We start from the raw sequence: 25,540 nt of genomic DNA on the forward strand, positions 1-25,540 counted from the left end.
CCCCGCTGATGTTGCCGCTGGCAACGGTCGGCAACCCGACCGTGAACATCCTGATCTTCGCACTGTTCGTGCTGGCCACGCTCGCGATCGTGCTCCGGGCGTCCCGGAACAACAAGACCGCCGCCGACTTCTATGCCGGCGGCCGGTCCTTCACCGGTCCGCAGAACGGGATCGCGATCGCCGGTGACTACCTGTCGGCCGCGTCGTTCCTCGGTATCGCCGGCGCGATCGCACTGAACGGCTACGACGGCTTCCTGTACTCGATCGGCTTCCTCGTCGCCTGGCTAGTTGCATTGCTACTAGTTGCAGAGCTACTACGGAACACCGGCCGGTTCACGATGGCCGACGTGCTGTCGTTCCGCCTCAAGCAGCGGCCGGTCCGGATGGCGGCCGCGATCTCGACCCTCGGCGTCTGCTTCTTCTACCTGCTGGCGCAGATGGCAGGCGCCGGGGGTCTCGTCGCCCTCCTGCTCGGCGTCTCCGGCCGGGCCGGGCAGAGCATCGTGATCGCCGTCGTCGGTGTCCTGATGATCGTGTACGTCCTGGTCGGCGGCATGAAGGGCACGACCTGGGTACAGATCGTCAAGGCCGTCCTGCTCGTCATCGGCGCCGGGATCATGACGCTCTGGGTGCTGGCGAAGTACACCTTCAACCTGTCCGGGCTGCTCGGCGCGGCCGTCGACAACAGCCCGGCGGCCGGTGAGAAGCTGCTCAACCCGGGACTGCAGTACGGCCTGACCGGCGTCACGAAGCTGGACTTCCTGTCGCTGGCGCTCGCGCTGGTGCTCGGCACCGCCGGCCTGCCGCACGTACTGATGCGCTTCTACACCGTGCCGGACTCCAAGGAAGCGCGCCGCAGCGTCAGCTGGGCGATCTGGATCATCGGCATCTTCTACCTGTTCACGCTGGTGCTCGGGTACGGCGCCGCCGCGATCGTCGGCCCGGACCGGATCAAGGCCGCGCCCGGCAAAGCGAACTCGGCCGCACCACTGCTCGCGTTCGAACTCGGCGGCGAGGTACTCCTCGGCATCATCTCCGCGGTCGCCTTCGCCACCATCCTGGCCGTGGTCGCCGGCCTGACGATCACCGCGAGCACGTCGTTCGCGCACGACATCTACGGCCAGATCATCAAGAAGGGCCAGATCAGCGGCGACGGTGAGGTACGCGTCGCGCGCTACACCGCGGTCGTGATCGGCCTGGTCGCGATCGTCGGCGGCATCTTCGCGAACGGCCAGAACATCGCGTTCCTGGTCGCCCTCGCCTTCGCGGTCGCGGCAAGTGCGAACCTGCCGACCATCCTGTACTCGCTGTTCTGGCGCCGCTTCAACACCCGCGGCGCACTGTGGAGCATCTACGGCGGCCTGGCGTCGACGATCATCCTGATCGCGTTCAGCCCGGTCGTCTCCGGCAAGGTCGACGCCAAGACCGGCAAGAGCCTGTCGATGATCACCGACACCGGCATCGACTTCCACTGGTTCCCGCTGGACAACCCCGGCATCGTGTCCATCCCGCTCGCCTTCCTGCTCGGCTGGCTCGGCACCGTCACCAGCAAGGAACAAGTGGACACCGACAAGTTCGCCGAAATGGAAGTCCGCTCCCTCACCGGCGCCGGCGCCGAGAAGGCGGTCCAGCACTAGCCCCCGCCCCGAACGAGCCCACGGCGGCGAGGCGGTGAGTGCCTTCGCCCCCGTGGGCTCGTCCATGTACGCACGAGTTGATCACGCGGTTACCGCGAACGTTTGCTTGCTCATGACCGCCAGCGTGGCGATTAATGTACGCATGAAGTCAACCGGCGACATGTCCATCGGCGAGCTGGCCGAACGGTTCGGATTGGCCACCCACGTACTCCGGCACTGGGAAACGATGGACCTGCTCAGCCCCGCCCGTGACCGGGCCGGCGCCCGCTACTACGCCTCCACCGACCTGGAACGAGTAGCGCTGATCCTGATGGGCAAAGAAGCCGGCTTCTCGCTCACCGAACTCCGCGCCCTGCTCGCCACCGGCAACCCGATGGATCAGCGCGACGTACTCCGCCGCCACGTCACCGAACTGGAAAACCGCATCACCCAAGCCCAGACCGCCAAGGCCCTGGTCGAGCACGCTCTGGACTGCCCCGATACGTTCGCGACCTGCCCCCACGCCCGGGAACGCATCGCTGCCAAGATCCCACCCGCCCCCAGCGCAAAGCACTGACGGTCCCGCTTGCTGCCGGAGCAAACGGGACCGCGACCGCGTCGTCGGAACGTGACGCTGGACGCGCCCGCCTCGGTCGATCAGACTGGGTCGAGCCGCCATTGCTGGCAGGTGCCGTAGCCGGTCGCCCAGTACGGCCAGATGTCCACGGCGTTCACGTCGTTCTTGGTACAGCCGGCGACATCAAGAGCCTGCCCGGTGGACTGCTGGCTGATCCGGTAAGACCCGTCGCCGACCGGATCGAGGTACCACTGCTGGCACCCATCGCCGGGCCGGTACGGATAGATGTCGACCTGTGACGCACGGCCCGGGTTACACGCCAGCACCTCCAGGGCCAGACCGCTGTTGACCGCGGTGATCTTGTACGCGCCACCGGTCGCGGGCGTGATGTTCCACTTCTGGCAGTCGCCACCCCAGTACTTGTACGTGTCCACGGTGGCGTTGTTCGTCGTCACGCAGCCGCCGACGTCGAGTGCCTTCCCGGTGTCGTGCTGCGGCGTCAATCGGTACGTGCCAGCGGGTACCGCCGGCAGACCGGGGTCGCCGGAGGGCAGTGCCAGCGACTGCCAGGTGGCCGCGGGTACGCCGAAGTCCGGCGTGCCGTCCGCGGCGAAGTTGACGCGCTGCACCCGGGCGGACCGGTCGCCGCCGCAACTTCCGGCGGAGTCGCCGACGGCGTGGTAGACGTTCCACACCTCGGTCCCGTCCGGAGAGGTGAAGAAGCTGTTGTGCCCCGGTCCGTACACCCAGTTGGCGTCCGCGCGGGCGAACACCTTCGACGAGGACTTGGTCCACTGCGCCGGGTCCATGACGTTGCTGCCGGTCAGTGTCAGCATCGCCAGGCCGTAGTCGGGTGAGGCGCAGCCGCTGGCCGAGAACACGATGTAGGTCTTGCCACCGTGCTGCAGCACGGTCGGCCCTTCGTTGACCCAGCCCCGGCTCTGCTCCCACAGGTTGGTCGGCCGGGACAGCGTGACGAAGCTGCCGCTGACCGTCAGCGGATCGCTCATCGGTGCGATCACGATGTCCTGTTCGGCGTGCGGATCGCCCGGTGGGATGCGCGACCAGACCAGGTAGAGCGACCCGTTCTGCTGCAGCACCGTGCCGTCGATGGAGAACGCACCGTCGCTGGTCAGCTGATGGTTCGTGTACGGCCCGAGTGGATCAGTACCCGCCGACTGCAACACGTACATGTTGTGACTGCCGAAATCCCCAGGCGAGGCGTCGGCCGTGTAGTAGATGTACCAACGATCCCCGATCCGATGCAGCTCCGGCGCCCAGATGTCACAACAGGCACCCATCGCCGCACCGCTGGACCCGTCCCACACCTTCGTCGGCGTCGCGGACGCAAGCCCCTTGATCGACGCCGCCCGCGTCAGCGTGATGATGTCGCCCTGCGTGTAGGTCAGGTAGTAGTACCCGCCGGAGTACACGATCTGCGGATCGGCCGCCCCCAGCTTGATCGGATTACGGAACGTCTCCCCCGGCACACCCGCCCCGGCCGGGCTGACCGCAAAGACCGAACCCATCAACATCACCACGACTGCCAGCACCATTCGCACCCGCAACATCGCACCTCCCGATACCCAAGAACCAGCCCCGCCGGAAACTCCGCCTCCTTTTCTCTTATATCGAAAATAGCAACCCCATTTCGAAAATAAGAGTATGCACGCCGCAGCCACAACGACAAGACCTCGGCGCTTTGTTGATGGTGCTGTGCGTCGGGTTGATTGGGGACCGTGGTCAGCCCACGCGACGCTGCGCGCGTCTCCTACGTCGCCGTGCTACGCGCCGCTCCCACCCACCCCGGACTGTGCGCGAGGTGCTGCGCTTGTTGCTGGTGCGGTGCGGGTAGGTGGCTGTGGAGGGTTGTCGTGGGGACATGGTGAGCCCACGGGGCGCTGTGCGCGGCTCCTACGTCGCCACCTAGTACTCGCGATCCGCGGTGCCGTCGACGGCGCGTTCTACATGTCCGATCGGCCGGTGGAGAACGCGCCGGCACCCGCATCATCGTCCGCGTCTACCTGCCTGCAACCGCCAGGGATGAATCACTCGAGTGCAATGTGATTCAGTGTAGGTGGACCTGCTGGCGCTTGCCGTTCAGAAGGAATCCCAACCCCGCCGATCACGCGCAGCACTGCGTGGGCTCACCTCAGTTCCCCCGACAACCCGGCGCAGCCACGCACCCGCACGCCTCCAGCAACAAGTACGGCACCTGGCGCACAACCCGGGATGGGTGGGAGCGGTGAGCAGCAGGCGACGAAGGAGCCGCGCATAGCACCGCGTGGGCTAACCACATCCCACCCAACAAACCCGGCCCAGTCACACACCCACACAGCATCACCAACAACCACAGCACCTGGCGCACAGCCCGGGGCGGGTGGGAGCGGTCAGTAGCACGGCGACGAAGGAGCCGGGCGCAGCGCCGCGTGGGCTCACCACAGTCCGGTTTACAGGTGGAATTTCAGGGTGGGCCAGAGTTTGTAGAAGGACTCTCGGGAGGTGGTGCCTCGGGCTTCTTCGGCGGCGTGGAGGCGGCCGTAGGTGAAGGTGTTTCCGCCGTCGGCGAAGACCTGGAGGGACAGCTGGTGGAGGAGGTCGCGGGAGACGACCGAGTCCTGGTGTTCGCCGAGGATTTCCTGTACCTCTTCGGCACGCGCGGCCAGCGTCTCGGCCTCGTCGGCAAGGACCGGAACGGCAGACTCGGCTGCGTACCTCAGCCGTTTCGCGGCCTTTCGCACCTCGTGCAGTTCGTGGTCCTGCTCAGCAACCGTCGGCGCGGATTCCGACCGTCGTACGGCCTTACGCATCCGCCGATAGTCATGGTGGAGCAGCGCGCGGATCTGCTTCCGTGCCTTGTGATCGTCCCCGGTCACGGGCGGCCGCGCGATCAGTTCGTCCAGCGCATCGAGCAACCGGAAGTACCGCTCGCTCTCCAGCGCAGCGAGCGCCCCGGCCCGGCCTTCCTGGTAAACGCCCCGCAAATGGTCATCGATCCGCCCAGCCACGCGCCCGATCACCAACTCGACCGGCTGTTCCGCGACTTCCGCGGCGAAATGCTCACGCTGGACCTCGGCGTCCCGCGCAACGCCGAGCTCGCCGGCCAGCCATTTCAGTTCGGCCCGGAGCTCGTCACCCGCGGCCCGATCGATCACCGGACGATACGTCGCCAGCGCCGACCGCAGCCGCCGGGTCGCAACCCGGAACTTGTGAATCGAGTCCGGCACATCGCGCCGTACCTCCGGGTCGCGTTCGCGGATCGCCTGCACCTGCGCACCGGCGTACGCGCGGAACAAATCCGACGTCAACGGCTTCTTCGGCAACGTCCACTCGGCGTACGAAGGGATGCGATCGCCCAACGCGCGAGCCAACTTGCTCGGACCGGATGCCGGACGCGCCCCGGCACCGAGCACCAACTCACCCGCGTCCTCGAGCAGAACGCTGTCCCCGTCGACAAGCTCGACTTCCCACTCACGCCAGCTTTCCGGCTCACCACCGGCAACGGTCGCGGTCACCCGATCGTCGGCAAACTCCGCAAGTACGCCGCCTTCGGCATCAAGCAGCCGGTGCACGACGCGCCGAGTCCGCAACGTCACGACCGGATCGAGCCGATGATCCCGAACAAGCACGCGAACCGTACGCACCACGTCGACCGGCACCTCGTCGACCGGCACCTCACCACCCGGCGACTCATCGACCGGCGCATCCCGTACTGAATCGACCGGCGCGTCCTGTACAGAACTGCCCAGCGGATGCCGCACCTCGAGCCGCCCGCCCGACGAGCCCGGGAACTTCACGTGCCAGCCGTCGTCCTCACCACCGGTCCGGCGGCGCAAGGTCACCTTGTTCGCGGCGAGGTCGAGCCCGGCGGTGTCGTAGTACACCGCTTCGAGGTCCAGGGTGACGGGTTGGGCGACGCTCGCGACTCCTGGCAGCTCGTGCAGCGCAGGCAGGATGGTGCTCTCGTCGACGTCGTACTTCGTCTCGATTTCCAGCTGCTCGGTCGGTGCCATGTCCCATGTTTACCAGCCGTTCATGAACTGGTCAGCTGATCGCCCGCAGATCGGCCACCAGCCGCTCGAGATCGCGATCCGGAAGGCCGAACGTGGTGGGCCGGAGCTGCCGCCGCCGGTTCCGGTTCAGCGCCCAGCACAGGATCGCGATCAGCCCGAGGAACCCGATCATCTTCGCCCAACTCCCTTGAAGAACGTGTAGTGGAAGGTGCCGCCGGCCTCGGCGGAACGTTCGAGGTCGCGGATGCCGGCAGCCCATTCGGCTTCGGTACGCAGACCCGCGGCGAGTGCGCGTTCGCGGACGGATTCGACCATCGCGATGAACGTCTTGCGGGTGAACCCGTCGACGAGCTCCGGCAAAGTCGGATCGGCGTACACGGCGCGCGGCTCGACGTGGACGTCGCAGTACCCGGCCTGCTGCAGAAGCGGATACAACCGCCGGCCGATCAGTGCGTCGCCACCCGCTTCGGCCTGGAGATCGACGAGGCAGTCGACGACTGCTTGCGCGCGCGGACTGCGCGGGTGGTAGATCGCCGAGCCGTGGTCGCCTTCGATCACGGTGATGGTGCCGCCGGGGTTGAGGTGGTCGCGGAGCCGGGCGAGCGCATCGTGCGGGTCGGCGAGATGCTCGAGGACGAAGCACAGGAACACGTGGTCGAACTTCTCGTCAGGCAGGTCGAGCAGGTCCGCGTGCCGCCAGTCGACAGTCGCGTACGGCGCTGCCGCCGCGAGCCGTGCCTTCGCCTGCGCGAGCGATTCCTCGGAGACATCCACCGACACGAGCTCGATGCCCGGGCTACGAGTGACCAGCTGTACGGTCTGCGCGCCGACGCCGCAGCCGGCTTCCAGGACACGACTGCCCGGTGGGTAGGTGGTGCCGCCGTGCAGCAGTTCGGCGAGTGTCCCGGCCTGCTCGGTGAGGCGGCGGGTCTCTGCCGGGGTGTAGCCGTGGACGTAGTCAGTTCCCATGTCTCCACAGTCGCGCGACAATGGTCCTGTGAACAGGTCCAATCAGTCCGATATTGGCAGGTCCAATGGTCAGTCCACCGGGGCGGACTTCCTCCAGCTTGACCCCGCCGAGGCACCCGCCGGCGGCCTCGCGGACTGGCTCACCGACCACCTCCGCACGGCAATCTCCACCGGCCACCTTCCGGTCGGCACCCGCCTCCCCGCCACTCGCACCCTGGCCACCGACCTCGGCATCTCTCGCGGCGTAGTCACCGAGGCCTACCAACGCCTGACCGAGGACGGGCAGGTCGCGGGCAAAGGTCGTGCGGGGACGGTGGTTGTTGCTGCGCCGATCAGCACAGCACCGCCCACAAACAACAACCCTCCGGGTACGAGAACACACCTGAACGAGCCTGGAATGGAGATCTTTGATCAGTTGCGGGATGCGCGGGCGCGGATTGATCTGACGCCAGGGGTGCCGGACTTGGCGGCATTTCCGCGGAGTGGGTGGTTGCGGGCGGAGCGGGCGGTGCTGGGAGATCTGGCCTCGGCGCAGTTCGGGTACGGCGATCCGGCGGGGACTCCTGCGCTTCGCCGGGCAGTCACCGCTTGGCTGGCGCAGTATCGCGGGATCGCCGCCGACCCGGACTACTTGATCATCGTCGCCGGTGTGGCGCAGGCGATCGGCCTGGTCGCGCAGGTCCTCGCCGAGCGCGGCATCCACGAGATCGCCGTCGAGGACCCGGGCTCACTCGGATCGCGCCAGCACCTGCACAGCTGGGGGATGCAGGTCCCGCCGATCCCGGTCGACGATCGCGGCCTGCGCGTGGACGCACTACGGGAATCTCAGTCCCGGGTGGTGATGGTGACGCCCGCCCATCACTTCCCGACCGGCGTCGTGCTGGAGGGCGAACGGCGGCGCGAACTGATCCAGTGGGCAGCCGACGGCGGGCTGATCGTGGAGGACGACTACGACGCCGAGCACCGGTACGACCGGCCGCCCGTGCCCGCGCTCCGGGCGATGCTCGGCGACCAGGTGATCTACGTCGGCAGTGTCTCGAAGCTGCTCGCTCCTGCGCTACGGATCGGGTGGATGCTCGCACCCGCGCAGTACAAGGAAGAACTGATCAACAAGAAACGGCTCGCCGATCTAGGCAACGCGGCCCTGCCGCAGCTCACGCTCGCGCACCTGATGGAGTCCGGTGAACTCGAACGGCAGCTCCGCTTCCTCCGCCGCCGGCACCGGACCCGCCGGGACGCAATGGTCACCGCGATCCAGAACCACTTGCCCACAGCAACCATCCACGGGGCCGCCGCCGGCCTGCACCTGACCATCACCTTCGACGATCCGATCGACGACGTCGAGTTGGCCGCCGCCGCGCTCCGCAGCGGCGTCAAATGCCATCCCCTCTCGTGGCACTGCCAGCTCCCCCACGCCCCCGGCCTGGTCCTCGGCTACGCCGCCCGCACCCCCACCGAAATCACCGCCGCCATCACCACCATCGCCGCCGAGTTGCCCTAACGACAGGAGGTAGTGCCCTCAAAGCGCGCTGCCAACCCGCCGCTGAGCGTGCGAACCACCAGGCGAAGCCGACACCTCCTGTCGTTACGGCCGATCAGGCTCGGCGGGTGATCAGGAACAGCAGGTAGGGCGCACCGAGGAAGGCGGTGACTATGCCGACCGGTAGGACTGTTGGTGCGACCACCGTTCGGGCGATGAGGTCTGAGCTGACCACCAGCAGCGCGCCGATCGCGCCCGAGGTTGGCAGTCTGGCTGTGCGATCCGCGGTCAGGCGACGGGTCAGCTGCGGAGCGACCAAGGCGACGAAGCCGATTGGTCCCGCGGTCGCCGTCGCCATCGCGGCCAGGCCGACGCCAAGCGTGATCAGCACGCCGCGCGCACTCTCGACCCGCCCACCCAGCGCCCGCGCCAAATCATCACCAAGCTCCAACAGCCGCAGCTGCCGCTCGACCACCACCGCGGCCGGAACCCCCACAAACAAGGTGATTCCGATCAGTACGACATGCGTCCACGACCGCCCCGCCAAACTGCCCGCCAGCCACATCGACGCACTTTTCGCCGTGTAGATATCAGCCAACGTCAGCAAGTAAGCAGTCAACGACCCGACGATCGCCGTCACACCAACCCCAACGAGTACCAGCCGATTCCCGGACACCCCGCCCCGGTACGCAAGCAAGTAGACGCACAACGCCGAAACCAGCGATCCGACAAGTGCCCCGAGCGGAATCCACCCGCTCCCGATCACAGTGATGATCAGTACGGCCGCCAGCGCCGCCCCCGCGTTGATACCGATCAAATCCGGACTGACCAACGGATTCCGGGCCAGCCGCTGAAAGATCGCCCCCGACATCGCGAACGCCATCCCCACGCCGATTCCGGTGAGAATACGAGGCAATCGATTGTTCACCACCACGTCATACGTGATCAAAGTGCCATGCCCGGACAGCGTACGAAGTACTTCCCCGAGCGGCAGCGTGTAATCGCCCCGAGTCAGCGCAAACGCGCCGACCATCGCAATCAACACCCACGCAATCCCCGAAACCACACCACTGGAAACCTTCACAGCGAGGCCATCCGCCGCCGCCGAACCAGTGCGATGAACAACGGCGCACCCACCAACGCCGTGACAATCCCAACCTGCAACTCAGCCGGCCGCGCCGCCACCCGCCCAACGACATCCGAAAGCAGCAACACAGCAGGCGAAAGCACCATCGACCAAGGCAAAATCCACCGCTGATCCGGCCCGACAATCGTCCGCGCCACATGCGGAACAGCCAGCCCGAGAAACCCGATCGGGCCAGCAATAGCAGTCGCCGTACCCGCAAGCACAACCACCGCCAGACCGGCAAGCACCCGCACCAGCATCACTCGCGTACCCAGCGCCCGAGCCAGATCTTCTCCCAGCGCAAGCTGATTGAGCGATCGACCGAGCACCAACGCCAAAAAGGTGCCTACAGCAATAAATGGCACGGCCTGCAGCACCATCCCCTGATCAGCCAGCGACAACGACCCAACCACCCAGAAGCGGTACTCGTTCAACGTCGACAGATCGAGCAACGTGGCCGCCGAGGTGATCGAGCCCAGCAGTGCGGAGATCGCCGCGCCGGCAAGCGCGAGCTTCACCGGCGTCGTCCCGCCAACCGCCCCCACCAGATACACGACGACGGTAGCCACCAACGCCCCACCCATCGCGAACCACACGTACCCGTTCAGGCTGTGCACCCCGAACAGCCCAATCGCCGCAACCACAGCCACCGCGGCGCCAGCGTTCACGCCCAGGATGCCCGGATCGGCGAGCGGATTGCGCGTCACGCCCTGCATCACCCCGCCCGACAGCCCCAGCGCGACGCCGACCAGAACCCCGGCAAGCGTCCGTGGCAACCGCAGATACCGCACCACCCGATCGGTATCGCTCCCGCCGAACTCACCCAGCGCCCGGTACACCTCCCCGACCCCGATCCACCGGCTCCCGGCGCACAACGACAGCACCACGGCGATCCCGAGCACCGCGACACACAGGGCGAGACCGCCCGCCTTCCTCACTTGACCAGGTCAGGATGCAGGATGTGCGCCAGGTTCTCGGTCGTGTACGCCCCTCGCACGCCGGCCGAGTGATTCGCGAACAACCACGGGATCACGTGCCGGTTGCGGACCGCCTTGAGGTTCGCGTACGCCGGATTCGCGAGCAGCTTGGCCACATCCGGCTGCGACGACGCGGCAGTCATGGACGCGTCGCAACACCCGCTGATCAGTACGTAGTCCGGATCGCGCTTGATGAATTCCTCGACGCTGATCTTCACGTTCCGCTTCGAGGTCAGGTCCGCGAACGCGTTCACGCCACCCGCCTGCCGGATCAGTACCGTCCCGAAATCCGGCCCGCCGGAAACCGTCAGCCCGCCGCCCTCGAGCGCCGGCCGGATGATCGCGACGGTCGGCCGCGGCGCGTTCTTGACCGCGTTCCCGACCGCGGCGATCCGGCGTTGCTGCTCCGCGATCACGTTCTCGGCGCGGTCCTCGACGCCGAACAACCGGCCGAGATCACGCAGGTCCGCGTACACGTTGTCCATCGAGACCGTCGCCGGGTCGATCGCCTCGTCGCCCTTGCCGTCCGCGGTCGGACAGAGCGGACTGAAGATCCAGGTGCGTACGCCAAGGTCGGCCAGGCTCTTCCGGCTACCGAAGCTCGAGTCGCTACCGGCCGCGCTGAACACGTCGTTGAACCCGGACAGCACGAAATCCGGATTCAGGCTGAGTAGTTCCTCGCGGCTCGGCAGGTTCTTGAAGTACTTCGCCTTCGCCTGCGCGGCGGCGTACTCCGGCAGCACCTGCGCATCGAGGTACGCCGTGCCGACCAATCGATCGGAAATGCCCAGCGCATGCGCCATCTCGATGGCCGGCTGGTACGCGGCGAACACGCGCTTCGGTGGGCCGTTGACGGTGACGTCGATCCCGCAGTTCCGCACGGTGATCGCGTCGGCGCGCGAGCCGGCTTCGGCGGCTGGACCGCAGCCGGCCAGCAACGACAGGGAAAGGACAGCAGCAAAAACGCGTACGACGGCCATGGCGGACCGCTCCTCCAGCACCTCGTGGACGGGTCAACGCCGTGGCCGGTCTCCTGGCTGACGGGTACCGCGTCCACCGGTCTGACCTTCCCAGCCGCACGCGGCCAGTGGTCCCCTTGCGGGTACGACTGATGCACATCCCGATCACAGTGGCGAGGGCCGCGCCGGTACTTCACCGGCTTCCCGTACACCACGGCGCCGCCACACTAGCACCCGCGATCCGGTCGCGGCGGGCGTCGCGACAAACGTCTCAGCGGGTGTAGAGCGGCGACATCGCGAGCGCGAACTGCGGCATCAGATCGGGATTGATCGCGCGCGCCGGCAGCGGGACCAGGTCGACCAGCTTGTCGTCGCCGACCCGGATCGTGGTCCGCCCGGTCGCGGTGTCGACGTACCCCTCGTCACCCAGCGGCACCGACTGGGCCGTCGCCAGCTTGCTGATCGGAGCCATCAGCGCCTTCGCGTTCGGCGTCCGCCGGACCGTGCTGTACAGCAGGTTCGTCGAGCTCACCCAGCCGCACACCGGGTCGCCGGCCGGCGTCTGACCGTCCCGCCGGATCATCGCGGCGGCGCCCATCACCTTCTCGGCCGCGGACGATCCGCGCTCGCACTCCGGCCGCTTGAGCTGCCATTCCGCGTCCGGCAGACCCGGCGCCTGGAGTACGGCATCGCGCGCGATCTCGACGTACTTTGCCGGCGTCGCCTTCGGCCCGGCGATCTTGTACAGCTTGCCGTCCAGCAAGAACACCACGAACGTACTGGTCCCGTACGCACCTTCGCCGACGACTGCCGGTTTGGCCGGTTCGCCCTTGGTCGCCGCGTACGCCTTCTGGGTCGCCGCCAGCGTCGCCTTTGTTGCCGGCAGCACCGAAGTCTCCACGTTCAGCACCGGGCCGTTCGGGCCGATACTGAGCTCCAGCTGACAGACGTCGTACGTCGGGAAGCCGAAGTCGGCCGGCGGTGTCTTCGGCTGAACGTTCGCGACCGGTACGCCCAGGGTCGATTTCACCAAGGTCGCGTTCATGCGTACGCACAACGTGTCGGCGGCCTTCGCGGGCTCACTCGGCGTGATCGAGGGCGTCGCAGACGGGGTCTCCGAGTCCGGCGGCGTACTCACCGACACCAGCGGCGGCGCACTCGGCGCGTTCTCCGGCTTCAGCCCGCCACAGCCGGCCAGCAGCCCGGCCACCAGCCCTGTGATCACTACCCGGCGGATACGCATGATGACTGGAAGCCTAACCGGCGGCGCGGACAGCTCTTTCGCGGACGGCGTGTTCGTCGGTGCGGGCGTCGTAGCGCCAGAACTCGCGCAGCCAGGCCGCTGTGCCGAGCACGCCCACGACGCACAGCGCGCCGCCGCTGACGATCGCGGTCCGGACACTGGTCAGGTCCGCGACCACGCCGGAACGGGCCTGGCCGCCGAGCGGGCCGAGGGAGTAGCCGAGCATCTCGATCCCGGCCAGCCGGCCGCGCATCTCGTCCGGGATCGTCTGGTTCCAGATCACCGCGCGGAACAGCCCCGACACCATGTCGGCCGCGCCCGCGACGGCGAAGAACGCGATCGCGAACCAGATGTTCGGTGCCAGCCCGGCGACCCCGACCGCCGCGCCCCAGCTCATCGTCGCCAGTACGACCGCGCGCCCTTGATGATGGACGCGCTTCGCCCAGCCACTGGTCAGGCTGGCGCACATCGCCCCGATCGCCTCCGCGCTGTACAGCAGCCCGAGCAGCTTCGGTTCCTTCAGTACTTCGGTCGCGAACGCCGGGAACAGCACGATCGGCATCGCCAGGAACATCCCGACCATGTCCACCAGGTACGTCGCGAGCAGGTCCTTGCGCCGGAACGCGTACGTGATCCCGCCCCCGATCGCGCGCAGACTGGGAGCGCTCGTCTGCCCACTCGGCCGGTACGAGCCAAGACGGGCGTACAGCAGGGTCGCGAACACGATCCCGACCAGTTCGACGCTGAACGCCCAGGTCACGCCGACCGAACCGACCAGCACCCCACCCAGCGCCGGGCCGGCCAGTTGGCCGATCTGGGCGGTCAGGGAGCTCAGCGCGACCGCGGCCGGGATCTCCGCGTGCTTCACCACCCGCGGCAGCAACGCGTCGCGGCTCGGCCGCTGGAGTGACGAGGCGATCGCGTTCAGTGCGCCGCAGACGTAGATCAGCCAGATCTGCGGGTTCGGCAGCAGGGTGTTGGCGACCATCAGCGCAGAAATGACCACCTGGGCCAGTCCGGTACCGACCAGGAGCTTCCGGCGTTCCACATGATCGGCCAGCGCGCCGCCGTACAGACCGAACACGACCAGGGGCGCGATCGTCACCAGGCCCATCGCGCCGACCGCGAAGTTGGAGCCGGTCAGTTGGTACAGCTGGTACGGCAGCGCGACGTACCCGACCATGCCGCCGAGGAAGAACACCGACCCGGACACCAGCAGAATGCGGAAATCCCGCGAGCCGTGCCACGGGGTCAGATCCACCCGCAGCCGGGAAAAGCGGGTCCGGAGACTTAGAGCCACCTGAGTATGGTGACAGCACCTAGCGGCGCGGACGAACCTGTTTTTGGGCAACCATTTCCACCTGCGTCGAAAGGGTCGCTGGACACCGGTCGACTGACCCCCGGCGTCCTACGGTGGGAACCGATTGGTTGCCCAGGGCGTCAATCTTCCCGGCCCGGAAATCCGGCCGGACCCCCGTGAAGACGCATCGTGAAGACGAAAGAAGACACCGCATGATCTCGATCAAGTCGGTCGGTTCCCGGCTGCTCGGCACCCTCGTCGCGGGCGCCGCCGCCGGTACCACCCTGCTTGTTCCGTCCGCCGCGCAAGCAGCGGGCACCGCGGCAACCGCCGCCACCGCCGCCACCACTGCGACGGCCACCACCGCGGCGACCCGCGCGACCGCCGTGTCGGACGTACTGCTGCCCGGGCAGTACCTGAAGCCCGGCCAGTACCGCCGGTCCAAGAACGGCATCTACGCCCTGGTCATGCAGACCGACGGCAACGCGGTGCTGATCAAGGGCCGGACCCCGATCTGGGCGACGATGACGAACCGCAAGGCCTCGACGCTGATCATGCAGCGCGACGGCAACCTGGTCGTCATCTCCGGCCGCACCCCGGTCTGGGCCAGCGGCACCGACGGCAGCACCGGCGCCCACCTCGAGGTCCAGAACGACTCGAACCTGGTCATCTACAACACCCGGCACAAGGCGGCCTGGAGCCGCTACATGATCATGGTCACGCTCGGCTCCGGCCGGAACCTGACCTGGCCGAACGCGCTGTACTCGCACAACCGGATCTACCGGCTGCAGATGCAGTCCGACGGCAACGCGGTGATCGTGAAGAACGGCCGGACGCCGATCTGGAGCACCAAGACGATCAGCAAGGGTGGGTACGCGACGATGCAGACCGACGGCAACTTCGTCGTGTACAGCGCCGCGAAGCGCCCGCTCTGGGCCACCAAGACCGTCCGCCGCGGCGCCGTCCTGCAGATGCAGGACGACGGCAACCTCGTGGTCGTCTACGGCCGCACCCCGATCTGGGCCAGCAACACCGGCCGCTGATCGCCCAGCGTCCTCTGACGCTGGACACCGGACTGAGCCGCGGCGACCCAGGCGGGGGCGCCGCGGCTCACTCATGCCGTCAGTGGCAGCAGCGCGCTCAGATCGGTGCGCTCACCGCTGGCACGGAGTTTGCCGGTGGTACCGGCCTCCGCCCACGTCGTACGGCCGAGAGCGACCGAAATCCACAGGTCCGGCGGTAGTTCGATCACCGCGCCGGGCGTACCGCGGGTGTGCCGCGGTCCCTCGATGCACTGCACCGCGCCATAGGGCGGTACGCGTACCTCGACCGCATGTCCGGGCGCCTTCGCGACCAGGATCTTCAGCAACTCCTTCGTCAACAGCTTCAGGTCGGCGCGATCGGCCGTACCGTTGTCGTAACGCTGCAAGGCCTGCTGAAAGGGAACGGGCATCTCCACGACGTGCCAGCGTACGCGGCAGTTTGCGGTAACGCCCCTCTCGTCAGCGATAATCGGGCGGGACAGAGGAAGCGAGGTCGGGATGCTCACGCCCAGGCACCAGGCGCTGCTGATGACGCTGGCGGGAATGACCGTCGGCGTAGCCGTGTTCGGCGCGGTGCTCGCCATCAACGGCGGCAATCCGTTCGCCGCCGAGCCGCAAGTGGGGGTCGTGACTCCGGCTCCGACCGGTCAGCCGTCGCACACCGACGGCCTCCAGGCGGCCGGCCTGCAGTACGTCGTGCAGAACTTCGGCACCGGGGACGAGCCGGTGTCCGCGGAGGTCCCGGCGGGCTGGAAGAGCTCCCAGGACGGCACCCGGCCCAAGTTCGTCGACCCGACCGGCGTGTGGCAGATCCGGTTCGACACGCGCGGCAGCAAGCAGACCCCGGACCAGCTGGTGGTCAGCCGCGAGCGCAGCATCGACGAGCGCGAGCTGAAGGTGATGAGCCGCGACGACGGCCTGCTGGTCTACACCTACGTCGACCAGAACCGTGGTCCGCGGATGGGGCTGTCCCGCTGGATCTCCACCGATCAGGGCCAGTCGACCGCGGTCGAGATCACCGTCGGCGGCCGCCCGCAGGACGAAGCCGGCCTGCGCGCCATCCTCCAGCACGCGACCGACACCCTCAAGGTTCCCGTCTCCGCCAACGACAACCGCCCGAACTGACCCCGCCCCAAACCGGTTTGGGGCGGGGCTGGCGTGGCGCACGGTGGGGCGGGGAGTTGGTGGGTTTCAGCACTTGATGTCGGCGGCCGGGGTGTTGCCCTGGGCGAGATAGCTCTCGACCACGTTCTTCACGCAGGCGTTGCCGGACAGGTACGCGGTGTGGCCGTCGCCGTCGCGGGTGACGAGGATACCGCTTTCCAGCTGGTGCGCGAGGCCGACCGCCCACTCGTACGGGGTGGCCGGATCGCGGGTCGTACCGAGGACCAGGATCGGCTTCGCGCCGGCCGCCGCGATCTTGTGCGGGGTGTTGTTCGGCTTCACCGGCCAGTTGATGCACGACACCGACGACCAGGCCAGGAACGAGCCGAACCGCGGTGACGCCGCGGTGAACTTCGGCAGCTCCGCCTGCAGCTGCGGGATCGACGTGACATCGGGGTGATCGAGGCAGTTCACCGCGATGATCGCCTCGTTCGAGTTGTCCGCGTACCCGGTCTGCTGCCGATCGGTGTACTCGTCGGCGAGCGCGAGCAACCGGGCACCGTTCCCGGCCAGACCGTCCGCGACCGCATCCTCGAGCCGCGGCCAGAAGTCCTTCAGATACAGCGGGTAGATCAGGCCGAGCACGACCAGTGCCTGCGTGACCTTGCGGTTTCCGTTGCCCGGCAGCGGGTTGGCGTCGCTGTCCTTGACCAGCTGGTCGACCTTGGCAAGCACCTCGCTCTTCGTACTGCCGAGCTTGCAGGACCGCTGCGCGCAGTCCTCGGCGAACGCGTCCAGCGCCTTGTCGAAACCCTGCGCCTGCGCGATTCCCATCTGCTCGGAGGTCAGCGAGGGATCGACCGCGCCGTCGAGGACCATCCGGCCGACGTTCTTCGGGAACAGTTCGGCGTACGTGGCGCCGAGGTACGTGCCGTACGACATGCCCAGGTAGTTGAGCTGCGCATCGCCGACGATGCCACGCAGTACGTCGAGATCGCGCACGGTGTCCTTCGTCGACACGTGCGGCAGCAGCCGGCCGGAGCGCTTCTCGCAGCCGGCGGCGAAGATCTTCGCCTGCTTGTCCAGATCGGTGATCTCGGCCGGGTTGTCCGGCGTGCCGTCGGTGGCGATCATCGTGTCCAGCTGCGCGGTGTCCAGGCACTTCACCGGCGTGGACTCGCCGACACCGCGCGGATCCCAGCCGACGATGTCGAACTTCCGCAGCAGCGGCGTGCCGAACAGCATCGGCGCCTGCTGGGCGAGCTCCTGACCGGACGCGCCCGGTCCGCCCGGGTTGACGAAGAGCGTGCCGATCCGGCCGCCGCGGTCCTTGGCGAGCACCTTCCGGGCCCGCAGCTCGATCGTCTGGCCGGCCGGTTTCGTGTAGTCGAGCGGGACCTCGATGGTCGCGCACTGCTGGTTCGAGCCGCAGCGTTCCCAGTCCACGTTCTGCTGGTAGAACTTCGCCAGCCCGGCCGGGATCGGCCCCGCGGGGCCACTCGGCGGGTTACTGCCGATGCCCGGCGCCGTACTCCCACCGCCGGCGTTCTGCGCGCGACTGGCTACGCCACACCCACTCACCAGTACCGCGAGAACTGCCACCAGCACGATCGGCCTGCGGACCTTCACTGCGTACTTTCTCCCTCGTCGTCATGATGCAGCCGGCGCCGCCGCCGCGGCTTCCGCACCCGGCGCGCTGCCCGCGACTCACCTTCGGGTTCCGCTCCGGCCGCCTCGGTCGGCGCTTCGGCCTGCTCAGCGCGCGGTTCGGGCTGCTCGGTGCGGTCGGGCTGCTCGGTGCGGTCCGCCGGCTTGGTGCGGTCGGGCTGCTCGGCGTTCGGTTCGGTTGTGGTGGGTGGTTCGGGCAGTGGTTCTCGTACCGCGGCCTCGATCGGCGGGGCGTCCGGGGTCGTCGTACTCGAGGCCTCGTACTGCTGCCGTGGCGAGCACACGTCCGCGCGGCTGCAGGCGCACCGCCGGCCCGAAGCCGCCAGCCGCACGACCACCGTGTCACTCGGTACGTTGTGCCCGACCACCACTCCATCACCCGCGGGGGTCTCCACCGCGCTCCCGACCGCCGGCGCCTTCGCGTTGAACTCCTGGTACAGCGGGTGCTCGTACTTCAGGCAGCACATCAGCCGCCCGCACGCGCCGGAGATCTTCAACGGATTCAGCGGCAGATCCTGGTCCTTCGCCATCCGTACGCTGACCGGCTCGAAGTCCTTCAGGAACGTCGCGCAACACAGGTCCCGCCCGCACGGGCCGATCCCGCCTTGGAGCCGGGCCTCGTCGCGGGCGCCGACCTGCCGGAGCTCGATCCTCGCTCGCAGCGCGCGGGCGAGGTCACGTACGAGTTCGCGGAAATCTACCCGGTGCGGCGCGGAGAAGTACACGATCACCAGCTGGTCGATGTCCGGGCGCCGGTCGACGAAGTCGATCCCGACCACCTTCATCGGCAACCCGTGCTGGCGGATGGTGCGTTTCGCGATCACGCGCGCGTCGGCGCGGCGCTGGCGGTTCTGCTCGTCCCGATCCAGGTCGGCCGCCGAGGCGATACCCGCGCAGGCGGGGAGGCCGCCGATGTCCTCGGTCACGTACTGCGGCGCCCAGACACACTCCGCGACCTCAGGCCCGTCGTCGGTAGGCACCAGCACCTTGTCCCCCACCCGAGGCCGAAACTCACCCGGATCAAGGTAGTAAAGCCGCCCATACCGCTCGAACGACACCGCCATAACCATGCCCACGTCCGCAGCCTACTTCCCCCCTTCCCCACCTGTCCCCAGGCAGGCAACGGGCGCACCACAGTCCGTTAGTCACCGTTACCGACGGTGGGGGGGTGGGGATGCCCGCTCGGGGAGCATGCGTGCGCCCTCGCCTCTCCGCGGGCCAGTCCACTTCGGAGGTTCGGCGGGAGCGGCGGGTGCTTGGGTGTTAGCGGTGGCTGTTTTTTACTGTGGTGGTCAGGGGGTTTTGGTTGGGGCCGTAGGCGGCGCAGATGGCCAGGCGGTCGGTGCGGGTCCACTGGGACTTGGTGGGGGTCCAGTAGGTGATTTCCAGTTCGGAGTCTGCGGTCGCCTTGCCTACGTACGAGGCGAAGAGGGGGTCGCAGGCGCGCTCGGTGGCCTGGTCGACGCCCTTGTCGCCCGGCCAGGGGCCCGCGGGGAGGTCCGGGCGGGCGAAGATCTCGCCGTCGTGGGGCATGTCGCAGGGCTGGCGGATCACCTCGAAGTCCTGGCCCGACTCGTCGAAGCACTCTCCGATCACCAGGTCGTCGACCGGGGTGGTCGGGCTGTTCGAGTACGACGACACCGGCCGCCCCGAGCCGTAATCGTCATCCACCGACGAACCGTAGGCGAACAGCAGCGTGAACAGCAGCACGTACCCGATCGTGACGACTGATCCGATCACCAGACCGGCGATCGCCATCCCCTTGCCGCCCTGGCGGGTGCGCTTGATCTGGACCAGCGCCGCGATCCCGAGCCCGATCGCGACCGGCGCCGACAGGCCGATGAAGAAGCCGCCGATCCCGGTCGCCAGCGCGGCGGTCGCGAGCCCGTTCGTGGAGGCCGTCGAGCCGGGGTACCCGTACCCGTACGCCGCCGGCGGTTGCCCGTACGGCTGCGGGTACTGCCCCGGCCCGTACCCCGAACCGTACGGTGCCTGCTGCCCCGCCGGCGCCGACCCGTACGGCGCCTGCGGAGCGCCCTGCCCGTAAGGCGGCTGCGCCGAGCCCTGTCCGTAGGACGGCTGCCCATAGGACGGCTGCCCGTACGGCGGCGGCTGCTGCCCCGGCGCAACCCAAGGCGCCGGACCAGCCGGAGGCGCCGCGGGCTGCTGCGCACCAGGCTGATGCGGCTGGGGCGGCTGTGGTTGTTGTGGGTTCGCGTACGACGGGAACGCGCGTGTCGGATCGTGTGGACGGTCTTGTGGCCGGTCCTGTGGGCGTTCAGGTGCCGGCTCGTACGGTGGCTGACTCACGCTTCCCCCAGTGCTCCCCCGCGCGTCTAGCGCTGCGATCCGCGCATCGTACCGGTCAGCCGGGTTCCCGGCATACCGACCAGGCACAGTACGTTGCCGTCAGCAACAGCACGATTTTCCAGTACGACGTAGTACATGTCCAGCTCGGACCGCTCGTACGGCTTCCCGACGAAATCCACGAACGCCCCGGCGCACTGCTGCGTCGCCGCCGCCCCGGTCTGGGCCGCGGACAGCCCGGCCAGCGCGGCGCGCACCTTGGCGTACGCCTCGCCGCTGTGCGCCCCGGCGCAATCCGCGATCCGGACCAGCTGCAGCGACGACGTGTCCAGGTCGGCGTCGAAACAGCGGCCGACCTCGACCTTCGAGATCGGTACGGTCCGGCCGATTCCGGCCCGCCGCTCGCCGATCAGGTTCATCGTGACGGCGACCCCGATCGCGATCACCCAGCACAGCGACAGCAGCAGCGCCGCCTGCGCGAGCCGTTTTCCCTGGCTGCCGGTGCGTTTGATCCGGCGCAGCGCGACCACGCCGAGGACGACCGCGAGCGGCACCAGGCCGGGCAGGCTGGTCGCGAGCGCCGCCACCGCGTACCCGTCCGGTTTCCGCTTCGGCTCCGGAACACCCTCCAGCCAGGACTCAGCCGACGGCAGCGACGGCCGCGCGGGCTGGATCGGGGAGGTGTTCATCGGCGTCCGTTCGAGACTGTGGCACCGAGCGGTCCACTTCGCCCGGACACTCAGTCATCGGACCTGCCGGTCTCGGTGTTACACCACCCGCGTGCCGCCGTGACGCAGGCCTCACCACACCTTCTCAGCAGGCGCTCAGCGAGCGAGCCGGCGCGGGATGCTGAAGCCGTCGCTGCTGCCCTCGAACAGCCCGACCGTCATCGCCTCGAGCGCGACCAGCGGCGCGACGTTGGCCTCGATCGCCTCCCGGCAGGTGGCGATCGCGTCGATCCGGCGGATCGTCTGCTCGGGCGTCGTGCGGGCGCCGAGCTGCTCGATGTTCCGCCCCAGCTCGGCGTTGATCAGCTCGCTGCCGGAGCGCGTCTGGACCACCAGCACGTCCCGGTACAGCGCCATCAGGTCGACCAGCGAGCGGTCCAGGACGTCACGCTCCCAGCGCTTGGCGCGGGCCTTCTGCTGGTCCTCCAGCTCCTTCAGCGCCGCATTCGCCTCGCGGGGCTTGGCGCCCTTCGTACCCACTCCGAGCGCCTGCTCGAGCGCCGACCGCTCCTTTTCGTCGACCTTCTCCGCGCTGGCCTTGGCCTCCACCTTGGCGGCCTCGAGCAGCTGCTGCGCGGCCTTCAGGCAGGCGCCGAGGTCACGCAGCGTGAACGGAACCTCCAGTACTTTGCTGCGCCGCTCCCGGACCGCCTCGTCCCGGGCCAGCGCCCGCGCCCGGCCGATGTGGCCCTGCGCCGCCCGCGCCGCGAACCAGGCCAGCTCCTGATCCACCTCGAGCTTGCGGGCGAGCATCTCCGCGACGGCCGCGACCGGCGGCGTACGAAGCACCAGCAACCGGCACCGCGACCGGATCGTCGGTACGACATCCTCGACCGTCGGCGCACACAGCACCCAGACCGTACGCGGCGCCGGCTCCTCGATGCTCTTCAGCAGCGCGTCGGCGGCCTGCTCGGTCAGGCGGTCCGCGTCCTCGACGACCATCACCTGCCAGCGGCCCTGGGTGGGGCTCATCGCGGCCCGGCGAACCAGCTCGCGGACCTCGCTGACGCGGATCGACAACAGCTCGGTCCGGATCAGGGAGATGTCGGGGTGAGCGCCACTGAGCGCCGTCCGGCACTCGTTGCACTCGCCGCAGCCGTCGTTCGCGCACTGCAGCGCCGCCGCGAAGGCACGGCCCGCGTTCGACCGGCCGGAACCCGGCGGCCCGGTAATCAGCCAGGCGTGCGTCATCCCGGCCACCGCAGGCCCACTCTCACCGCGCAGAACCGCGGCCGCACCCCCGACAGCCTTCCGCAGCACGGCAACCGCCGGCTCCTGGCCGACCAGGTCGTCCCAAACACTCATAGGTCCACCTTCGGCAGCAGCGGTTGGAGTCTGGCGCGGATCTGTTGGGCGATGTCCTCGCGGTCCTGGGTCGCGTCGACGACCAGGTAATGCTGCGGCTCGGCGGCGGCCAGCTCGAGGAACGCGAGCCGGACCCGCTCGTGGAAGTCGTCGGACTGCGCCTCGATCCGGTCCCGTTCGGTGAACCGGCCGAGCCCGCGCTTCGGCGGCAGGTCGAGCAGAATGGTCAGATTCGGCCTGAGGTCGTCAGTGGCCCAGCGGTTCACCCGCTCGACGTCGGAAAGGTCGAGATCCCGGCCGGACCCCTGGTACGCCAACGCGGAGTCGACGTACCGATCGGTGATCACGACCGCACCGGCCTTCAGCGCGGGTTTGATCACCGAATCGACGTGTTCGGCCTTGTCGGCCGCGTAGATCAAGGCTTCCGCGCGGTGCGAGATGTCGCCGGTCGCCGGGTCCAGCACGATCTGCCGCAGGGTCTTGCCGAGCTCGGTGGCACCGGGCTCGCGGGTCAGCAGCACTTGCTGGCCTTGCTCTTTCAGCCATTTCACCAGGAACTCGGACTGCGTCGACTTCCCGGCACCCTCGCCACCTTCGAGCGCGATGAACAATCCGGTCGTCGGGTAGTCGCCGCGGGTCTTGCCGAAACTGCGCCGCACGTCCCGCCAGAACGGAACGCCCGGCCGGTCGTCCATCTGCCGCCAGGCGAGCAGACCGATCACCCCAGCCAGGATCGCAGCGGCCAGCATCGTCATCGAGGCACCGCTGTACGTCGCCGAGTGCCCGCCGATCGTCCAGGTGTGGCGCCCGATCGCCCCGGCGGCGAACGGCGCGATCGCCAGCGTGATCGCGAGCACCGTCCGGACCGCCGACTGCACGAACGCGAAGGTACGGCCGCGGACGGCGTCCGGCACTTCCAGGCCGAGCAACGTGTACCCGGACACCCAGGAGGCGCCGGCGCAGAAGCCGAGCAGGATCGCGATCATCGTGGCGATCTCGAGCTGCTGGATCAGCGCCAGCCCGGTCAGGCAGATGCCGGAGCCGACCAGCCCGGCCGCGAACAGCCGGCGCCGCGACAGCCCGGAGAAGATCCGCGGGCCGAAGCCCATCCCGAGCGCGAGCCCACCGAACACGGCACCGAACAGCAGGCCGTACCCGGGATCGCCGGCGCCGAAGTCCTCGACGTACGTGCGGCCCAGACCGATCACGACCGCGCCGGCCGCGAAGGCTCCGGAAATGCCGATCACCAGGCCGCGGACCACCGGCGTCCCGGTGACGTACGACCAGCCTTCGACCATCGTCCGCCACAGCGTCGGGTGTTCTTCGTGGTCGTGCACCGCGCGGCCGATCTCGGCGACGGACACGATCGCGAAGGCCGAGATCGCGAAGGTGGCCGCGTTCACGTATACGGCCAGGTCGATGGAGAAGTCGCCGGCCCAGCGGGTGACCAGGGTGATCGCGGTGAAGATGGCGGCCGCCGGAAGCGCGGAACCGTACGTGGTGATCAGGCTCAGCTGGTTCGCCGCCTCGAGCCGGTGCCGGGGCACCAGGTTCGGCACGCTGGCGTCCTTGGCCGGGCCCCAGATCAGGCTGACGATCTCGATCAGTACGGTCGCGACCAGCAGCCAGGTCAGCGTCCCGACCAGCGGGATCGTGACGAAGAACGCGGCCCGGACCAGGTCGCCGACGATCATCGTCGCCCGCCGGTCCAGCCGGTCCGCGACCCAGCCGGCCACCGGCCCCATCACCAGCGCGGGCAGCACCCGGAGGAACAGCACGCCGCCGATCGCGAAGTTCGCCAGCTGGTAGTTGTCGCCGGCGAACGACTTCGCCATCGCGGTCAGCGCCAGCAGACCGATCCAGTCACCCAGGCTGGACAGCCCGAACCCGATCCACAGCCGCCGGAACGCCCGGATGCGCAACACCGCGCGCACGTCGTGCGACGGTGCAGGATCGGTCAACGGGTCATAGGCCTCCGGCACGCCTAAAGCCTAGTGGGCAGCGTGGACAGCCTCACTCAGTGCATCCAGTGCCGCCTTCAGCTCCGTTGGCGCCGGGTACCCGAAGCCGAGCCGGAAGACGTTCGGCTCGTCACCGAACCAGTCGCCGTCGGCCAGGCGTACGCCCAGCTCGGCCGTCGTACGCCGGAACCGCGCCAAATCGACGTCCGGCTTCAGGCGGATCACGCACAACGCGCCGGCGTCGGGGCGTACCCACTCCACCGACTTGTTGCTCTGCACCCAGTCTTGGGTGATCTGAAGGTTCTCCTGAAGCCAGGACCGGCGGTGCGCCAGGATGGTGTCTTCCTGCTCGAAGACGCGGACCGCCAGCGCCTCGCAGACCGGGGACGCGGAGACGACGGTGTTGAACTTCGCGGTGACCAGCTGCTCCACGAGGTTGTCGTCGGTGCTGATCACCCAGCCGATGCGCAACCCGGCTGCTCCATGACACTTCGACAGGGAGGCCACTGAAATGACCTTTGGGCCAAGGCTGAGCGCGGTGTTGGCGACCAGGTCGTCGCCGTAGGTCGCGCTGCGGTAGGTCTCGTCGACCAGGAGATAGGCCTCCGGACAGATCTCCGCCATGGCTGCGACCACGTCTTGCAGGACATCGCGCGGGATCGTGACGCCGGACGGGTTCTGCGCTGTGGCCAGGCTGACCAGTTTGGTCTCGGGCGTCAGCTTGGCGCGGACCGCTTCGGCGGTGAGTTGGTACGCGTCGTCGAAGGTCAGCGGGACTACCCGAACGTCCGCGCCCAGCGACTCGTACGTGCTGCTGGTCATCGGGAAGAGCGGGGCGGTCGTGACTACCTGGCCGCCGGCGTCGGCGAGGAGGTAGGAGAGCAGGAAGATGCCGTGCATTCCGCCGATCGTGACGACGACCTGGTCCGGGCGTACGCCGTGGCGGTCGGCGATCGCGGTACGCAACCGGGCGTCACCGTCGGCCGTACCGTAACCGAGCTCCAGGTCCGCCAGCTCGGGCGTCAGCAGGTCCGCGAGCCGGAGGTCCGGGCCGTAGCTCTCGCCCAGGTCGTGCTGAACGTGCTCGGCGGTCAGAGACATGATCTGGTGACGCGGAAAAGTGGGCATACGGCCATGGTTGCGGGCCTGCGCTGGTGTCTGCAG

General features: G+C 68.3%; 22 protein-coding genes and 1 riboswitch. Of the genes, 5 read left to right on the forward strand and 17 right to left on the reverse strand.

What is annotated here, in order from left to right; genetic code table 11:
* Positions 1 to 8: 8 nt before the first annotated feature.
* Positions 9 to 1,637, forward strand: coding sequence for a solute symporter family protein (locus ABD260_RS25575; protein ID WP_344237466.1), 1,629 nt, complete (start codon positions 9 to 11; stop codon positions 1,635 to 1,637).
* Between the two features lie 142 nt (positions 1,638 to 1,779).
* Positions 1,780 to 2,193, forward strand: coding sequence for a MerR family transcriptional regulator (locus tag ABD260_RS25580; protein ID WP_344237160.1), 414 nt, complete (start codon positions 1,780 to 1,782; stop codon positions 2,191 to 2,193).
* 80 nt (positions 2,194 to 2,273) lie between these two features.
* Here the strand turns inward: ABD260_RS25580 and ABD260_RS25585 are convergent, their stop codons facing one another.
* The 4 genes from ABD260_RS25585 to ABD260_RS25600 all read right to left on the reverse strand — a co-directional run bounded on the left by ABD260_RS25585 (position 2,274) and on the right by ABD260_RS25600 (position 7,175).
* Positions 2,274 to 3,764, reverse strand: a complete 1,491-nt coding sequence (locus ABD260_RS25585) for a family 43 glycosylhydrolase (RefSeq protein ID WP_344237162.1) — start codon at positions 3,762 to 3,764, stop codon at positions 2,274 to 2,276.
* A gap of 879 nt (positions 3,765 to 4,643) precedes the next feature.
* Complete coding sequence (locus ABD260_RS25590; RefSeq protein ID WP_344237164.1) at positions 4,644 to 6,206, reverse strand: CYTH and CHAD domain-containing protein; 1,563 nt, start codon at positions 6,204 to 6,206, stop codon at positions 4,644 to 4,646.
* Between the two features lie 31 nt (positions 6,207 to 6,237).
* Positions 6,238 to 6,378: a hypothetical protein gene (locus tag ABD260_RS25595; protein ID WP_344237166.1), complete on the reverse strand. Its 141-nt coding sequence runs from the start codon at positions 6,376 to 6,378 to the stop codon at positions 6,238 to 6,240.
* Positions 6,375 to 7,175: a methyltransferase gene (locus ABD260_RS25600; RefSeq protein ID WP_344237168.1), complete on the reverse strand. Its 801-nt coding sequence runs from the start codon at positions 7,173 to 7,175 to the stop codon at positions 6,375 to 6,377. The genes ABD260_RS25595 and ABD260_RS25600 overlap by 4 nt, the downstream gene beginning before the upstream one ends.
* Before the next feature lie 28 nt (positions 7,176 to 7,203).
* Between ABD260_RS25600 and pdxR the strand changes: the two genes are divergently transcribed.
* Positions 7,204 to 8,676: a MocR-like pyridoxine biosynthesis transcription factor PdxR gene (pdxR, locus tag ABD260_RS25605; protein WP_344237170.1), complete on the forward strand. Its 1,473-nt coding sequence runs from the start codon at positions 7,204 to 7,206 to the stop codon at positions 8,674 to 8,676.
* A 94-nt stretch (positions 8,677 to 8,770) separates the two neighbouring features.
* Here the strand turns inward: pdxR and ABD260_RS25610 are convergent, their stop codons facing one another.
* The 5 genes from ABD260_RS25610 to ABD260_RS25630 all read right to left on the reverse strand — a co-directional run bounded on the left by ABD260_RS25610 (position 8,771) and on the right by ABD260_RS25630 (position 14,260).
* Positions 8,771 to 9,700, reverse strand: a complete 930-nt coding sequence (locus tag ABD260_RS25610) for a FecCD family ABC transporter permease (RefSeq protein ID WP_344237172.1) — start codon at positions 9,698 to 9,700, stop codon at positions 8,771 to 8,773.
* A gap of 35 nt (positions 9,701 to 9,735) precedes the next feature.
* The gene (locus tag ABD260_RS25615) at positions 9,736 to 10,719 is read right to left on the reverse strand and encodes a FecCD family ABC transporter permease (RefSeq protein ID WP_344237174.1); all 984 of its coding nucleotides are present in this window, start codon (positions 10,717 to 10,719) and stop codon (positions 9,736 to 9,738) included.
* Positions 10,716 to 11,738: an ABC transporter substrate-binding protein gene (locus tag ABD260_RS25620; protein ID WP_344237176.1), complete on the reverse strand. Its 1,023-nt coding sequence runs from the start codon at positions 11,736 to 11,738 to the stop codon at positions 10,716 to 10,718. The genes ABD260_RS25615 and ABD260_RS25620 overlap by 4 nt, the downstream gene beginning before the upstream one ends.
* Positions 11,739 to 11,764: 26 nt before the next feature.
* Positions 11,765 to 11,948: riboswitch (cobalamin riboswitch) on the reverse strand.
* A gap of 40 nt (positions 11,949 to 11,988) precedes the next feature.
* Complete coding sequence (locus ABD260_RS25625) at positions 11,989 to 12,960, reverse strand: hypothetical protein (protein ID WP_344237178.1); 972 nt, start codon at positions 12,958 to 12,960, stop codon at positions 11,989 to 11,991.
* A gap of 13 nt (positions 12,961 to 12,973) precedes the next feature.
* Positions 12,974 to 14,260: an MFS transporter gene (locus tag ABD260_RS25630; protein WP_344237180.1), complete on the reverse strand. Its 1,287-nt coding sequence runs from the start codon at positions 14,258 to 14,260 to the stop codon at positions 12,974 to 12,976.
* 212 nt (positions 14,261 to 14,472) lie between these two features.
* Between ABD260_RS25630 and ABD260_RS25635 the strand changes: the two genes are divergently transcribed.
* Positions 14,473 to 15,303, forward strand: a complete 831-nt coding sequence (locus tag ABD260_RS25635) for a hypothetical protein (RefSeq protein ID WP_344237182.1) — start codon at positions 14,473 to 14,475, stop codon at positions 15,301 to 15,303.
* A gap of 71 nt (positions 15,304 to 15,374) precedes the next feature.
* On the opposite strand, the gene ABD260_RS25640 is transcribed toward ABD260_RS25635, so the two are convergent.
* Positions 15,375 to 15,713 (reverse strand): sterol carrier family protein, encoded by a 339-nt coding sequence (locus ABD260_RS25640; protein ID WP_344237468.1) that lies wholly within the window; start codon positions 15,711 to 15,713, stop codon positions 15,375 to 15,377.
* Between the two features lie 88 nt (positions 15,714 to 15,801).
* On the opposite strand from ABD260_RS25640, the gene ABD260_RS25645 reads away from it, so the two are divergent.
* The gene (locus tag ABD260_RS25645; protein ID WP_344237184.1) at positions 15,802 to 16,428 is read left to right on the forward strand and encodes a hypothetical protein; all 627 of its coding nucleotides are present in this window, start codon (positions 15,802 to 15,804) and stop codon (positions 16,426 to 16,428) included.
* Between the two features lie 66 nt (positions 16,429 to 16,494).
* Here the strand turns inward: ABD260_RS25645 and ABD260_RS25650 are convergent, their stop codons facing one another.
* The 7 genes from ABD260_RS25650 to ABD260_RS25680 form a co-directional block, all read right to left on the reverse strand.
* Complete coding sequence (locus ABD260_RS25650) at positions 16,495 to 18,036, reverse strand: alpha/beta hydrolase (RefSeq protein ID WP_344237186.1); 1,542 nt, start codon at positions 18,034 to 18,036, stop codon at positions 16,495 to 16,497.
* Entirely contained in the window at positions 18,033 to 19,145 is a 1,113-nt protein-coding gene (locus ABD260_RS25655; RefSeq protein WP_344237470.1) for a PSP1 domain-containing protein, read from the reverse strand. The genes ABD260_RS25650 and ABD260_RS25655 overlap by 4 nt, the downstream gene beginning before the upstream one ends.
* Before the next feature lie 193 nt (positions 19,146 to 19,338).
* A complete protein-coding gene (locus ABD260_RS25660; protein ID WP_344237188.1) occupies positions 19,339 to 20,385 on the reverse strand; it encodes a DUF4190 domain-containing protein in 1,047 nt (348 codons plus the stop codon).
* A 26-nt stretch (positions 20,386 to 20,411) separates the two neighbouring features.
* Positions 20,412 to 21,071 carry a DUF4190 domain-containing protein gene (locus tag ABD260_RS25665; protein WP_344237190.1) on the reverse strand — a complete coding sequence of 220 codons (660 nt, stop codon included), beginning with the start codon at positions 21,069 to 21,071 and terminating at the stop codon, positions 20,412 to 20,414.
* 135 nt (positions 21,072 to 21,206) lie between these two features.
* A complete protein-coding gene (locus tag ABD260_RS25670; protein ID WP_344237192.1) occupies positions 21,207 to 22,415 on the reverse strand; it encodes a DNA polymerase III subunit delta' in 1,209 nt (402 codons plus the stop codon).
* Positions 22,412 to 24,397 (reverse strand): dTMP kinase, encoded by a 1,986-nt coding sequence (tmk, locus tag ABD260_RS25675; RefSeq protein ID WP_344237194.1) that lies wholly within the window; start codon positions 24,395 to 24,397, stop codon positions 22,412 to 22,414. The genes ABD260_RS25670 and tmk overlap by 4 nt, the downstream gene beginning before the upstream one ends.
* A gap of 9 nt (positions 24,398 to 24,406) precedes the next feature.
* Positions 24,407 to 25,504: a pyridoxal phosphate-dependent aminotransferase gene (locus ABD260_RS25680; protein ID WP_344237196.1), complete on the reverse strand. Its 1,098-nt coding sequence runs from the start codon at positions 25,502 to 25,504 to the stop codon at positions 24,407 to 24,409.
* Positions 25,505 to 25,540: the final 36 nt, after the last annotated feature.

The sequence above is a fragment of the Kribbella hippodromi genome (genome assembly GCF_039531045.1).
In the GTDB taxonomy this organism is placed as follows: domain Bacteria; phylum Actinomycetota; class Actinomycetes; order Propionibacteriales; family Kribbellaceae; genus Kribbella; species Kribbella hippodromi.

What these genes read in the sequence shown, in the direction of transcription:
- ABD260_RS25575 (WP_344237466.1), top strand. Translation starts at nt 9, where the DNA reads ATGTTGCCGCTGGCAACGGTCGGCAACCCGACCGTGAACATCCTGATC.
- ABD260_RS25580 (WP_344237160.1), top strand. Translation starts at nt 1,780, where the DNA reads ATGAAGTCAACCGGCGACATGTCCATCGGCGAGCTGGCCGAACGGTTC.
- ABD260_RS25585 (WP_344237162.1), bottom strand. Translation starts at nt 3,764, where the DNA reads ATGTTGCGGGTGCGAATGGTGCTGGCAGTCGTGGTGATGTTGATGGGT.
- ABD260_RS25590 (WP_344237164.1), bottom strand. Translation starts at nt 6,206, where the DNA reads ATGGCACCGACCGAGCAGCTGGAAATCGAGACGAAGTACGACGTCGAC.
- ABD260_RS25595 (WP_344237166.1), bottom strand. Translation starts at nt 6,378, where the DNA reads ATGATCGGGTTCCTCGGGCTGATCGCGATCCTGTGCTGGGCGCTGAAC.
- ABD260_RS25600 (WP_344237168.1), bottom strand. Translation starts at nt 7,175, where the DNA reads ATGGGAACTGACTACGTCCACGGCTACACCCCGGCAGAGACCCGCCGC.
- ABD260_RS25620 (WP_344237176.1), bottom strand. Translation starts at nt 11,738, where the DNA reads ATGGCCGTCGTACGCGTTTTTGCTGCTGTCCTTTCCCTGTCGTTGCTG.
- ABD260_RS25625 (WP_344237178.1), bottom strand. Translation starts at nt 12,960, where the DNA reads ATGCGTATCCGCCGGGTAGTGATCACAGGGCTGGTGGCCGGGCTGCTG.
- ABD260_RS25635 (WP_344237182.1), top strand. Translation starts at nt 14,473, where the DNA reads ATGATCTCGATCAAGTCGGTCGGTTCCCGGCTGCTCGGCACCCTCGTC.
- ABD260_RS25640 (WP_344237468.1), bottom strand. Translation starts at nt 15,713, where the DNA reads ATGCCCGTTCCCTTTCAGCAGGCCTTGCAGCGTTACGACAACGGTACG.
- ABD260_RS25645 (WP_344237184.1), top strand. Translation starts at nt 15,802, where the DNA reads ATGCTCACGCCCAGGCACCAGGCGCTGCTGATGACGCTGGCGGGAATG.
- ABD260_RS25655 (WP_344237470.1), bottom strand. Translation starts at nt 19,145, where the DNA reads ATGGTTATGGCGGTGTCGTTCGAGCGGTATGGGCGGCTTTACTACCTT.
- ABD260_RS25665 (WP_344237190.1), bottom strand. Translation starts at nt 21,071, where the DNA reads ATGAACACCTCCCCGATCCAGCCCGCGCGGCCGTCGCTGCCGTCGGCT.
- ABD260_RS25670 (WP_344237192.1), bottom strand. Translation starts at nt 22,415, where the DNA reads ATGAGTGTTTGGGACGACCTGGTCGGCCAGGAGCCGGCGGTTGCCGTG.
- ABD260_RS25680 (WP_344237196.1), bottom strand. Translation starts at nt 25,504, where the DNA reads ATGCCCACTTTTCCGCGTCACCAGATCATGTCTCTGACCGCCGAGCAC.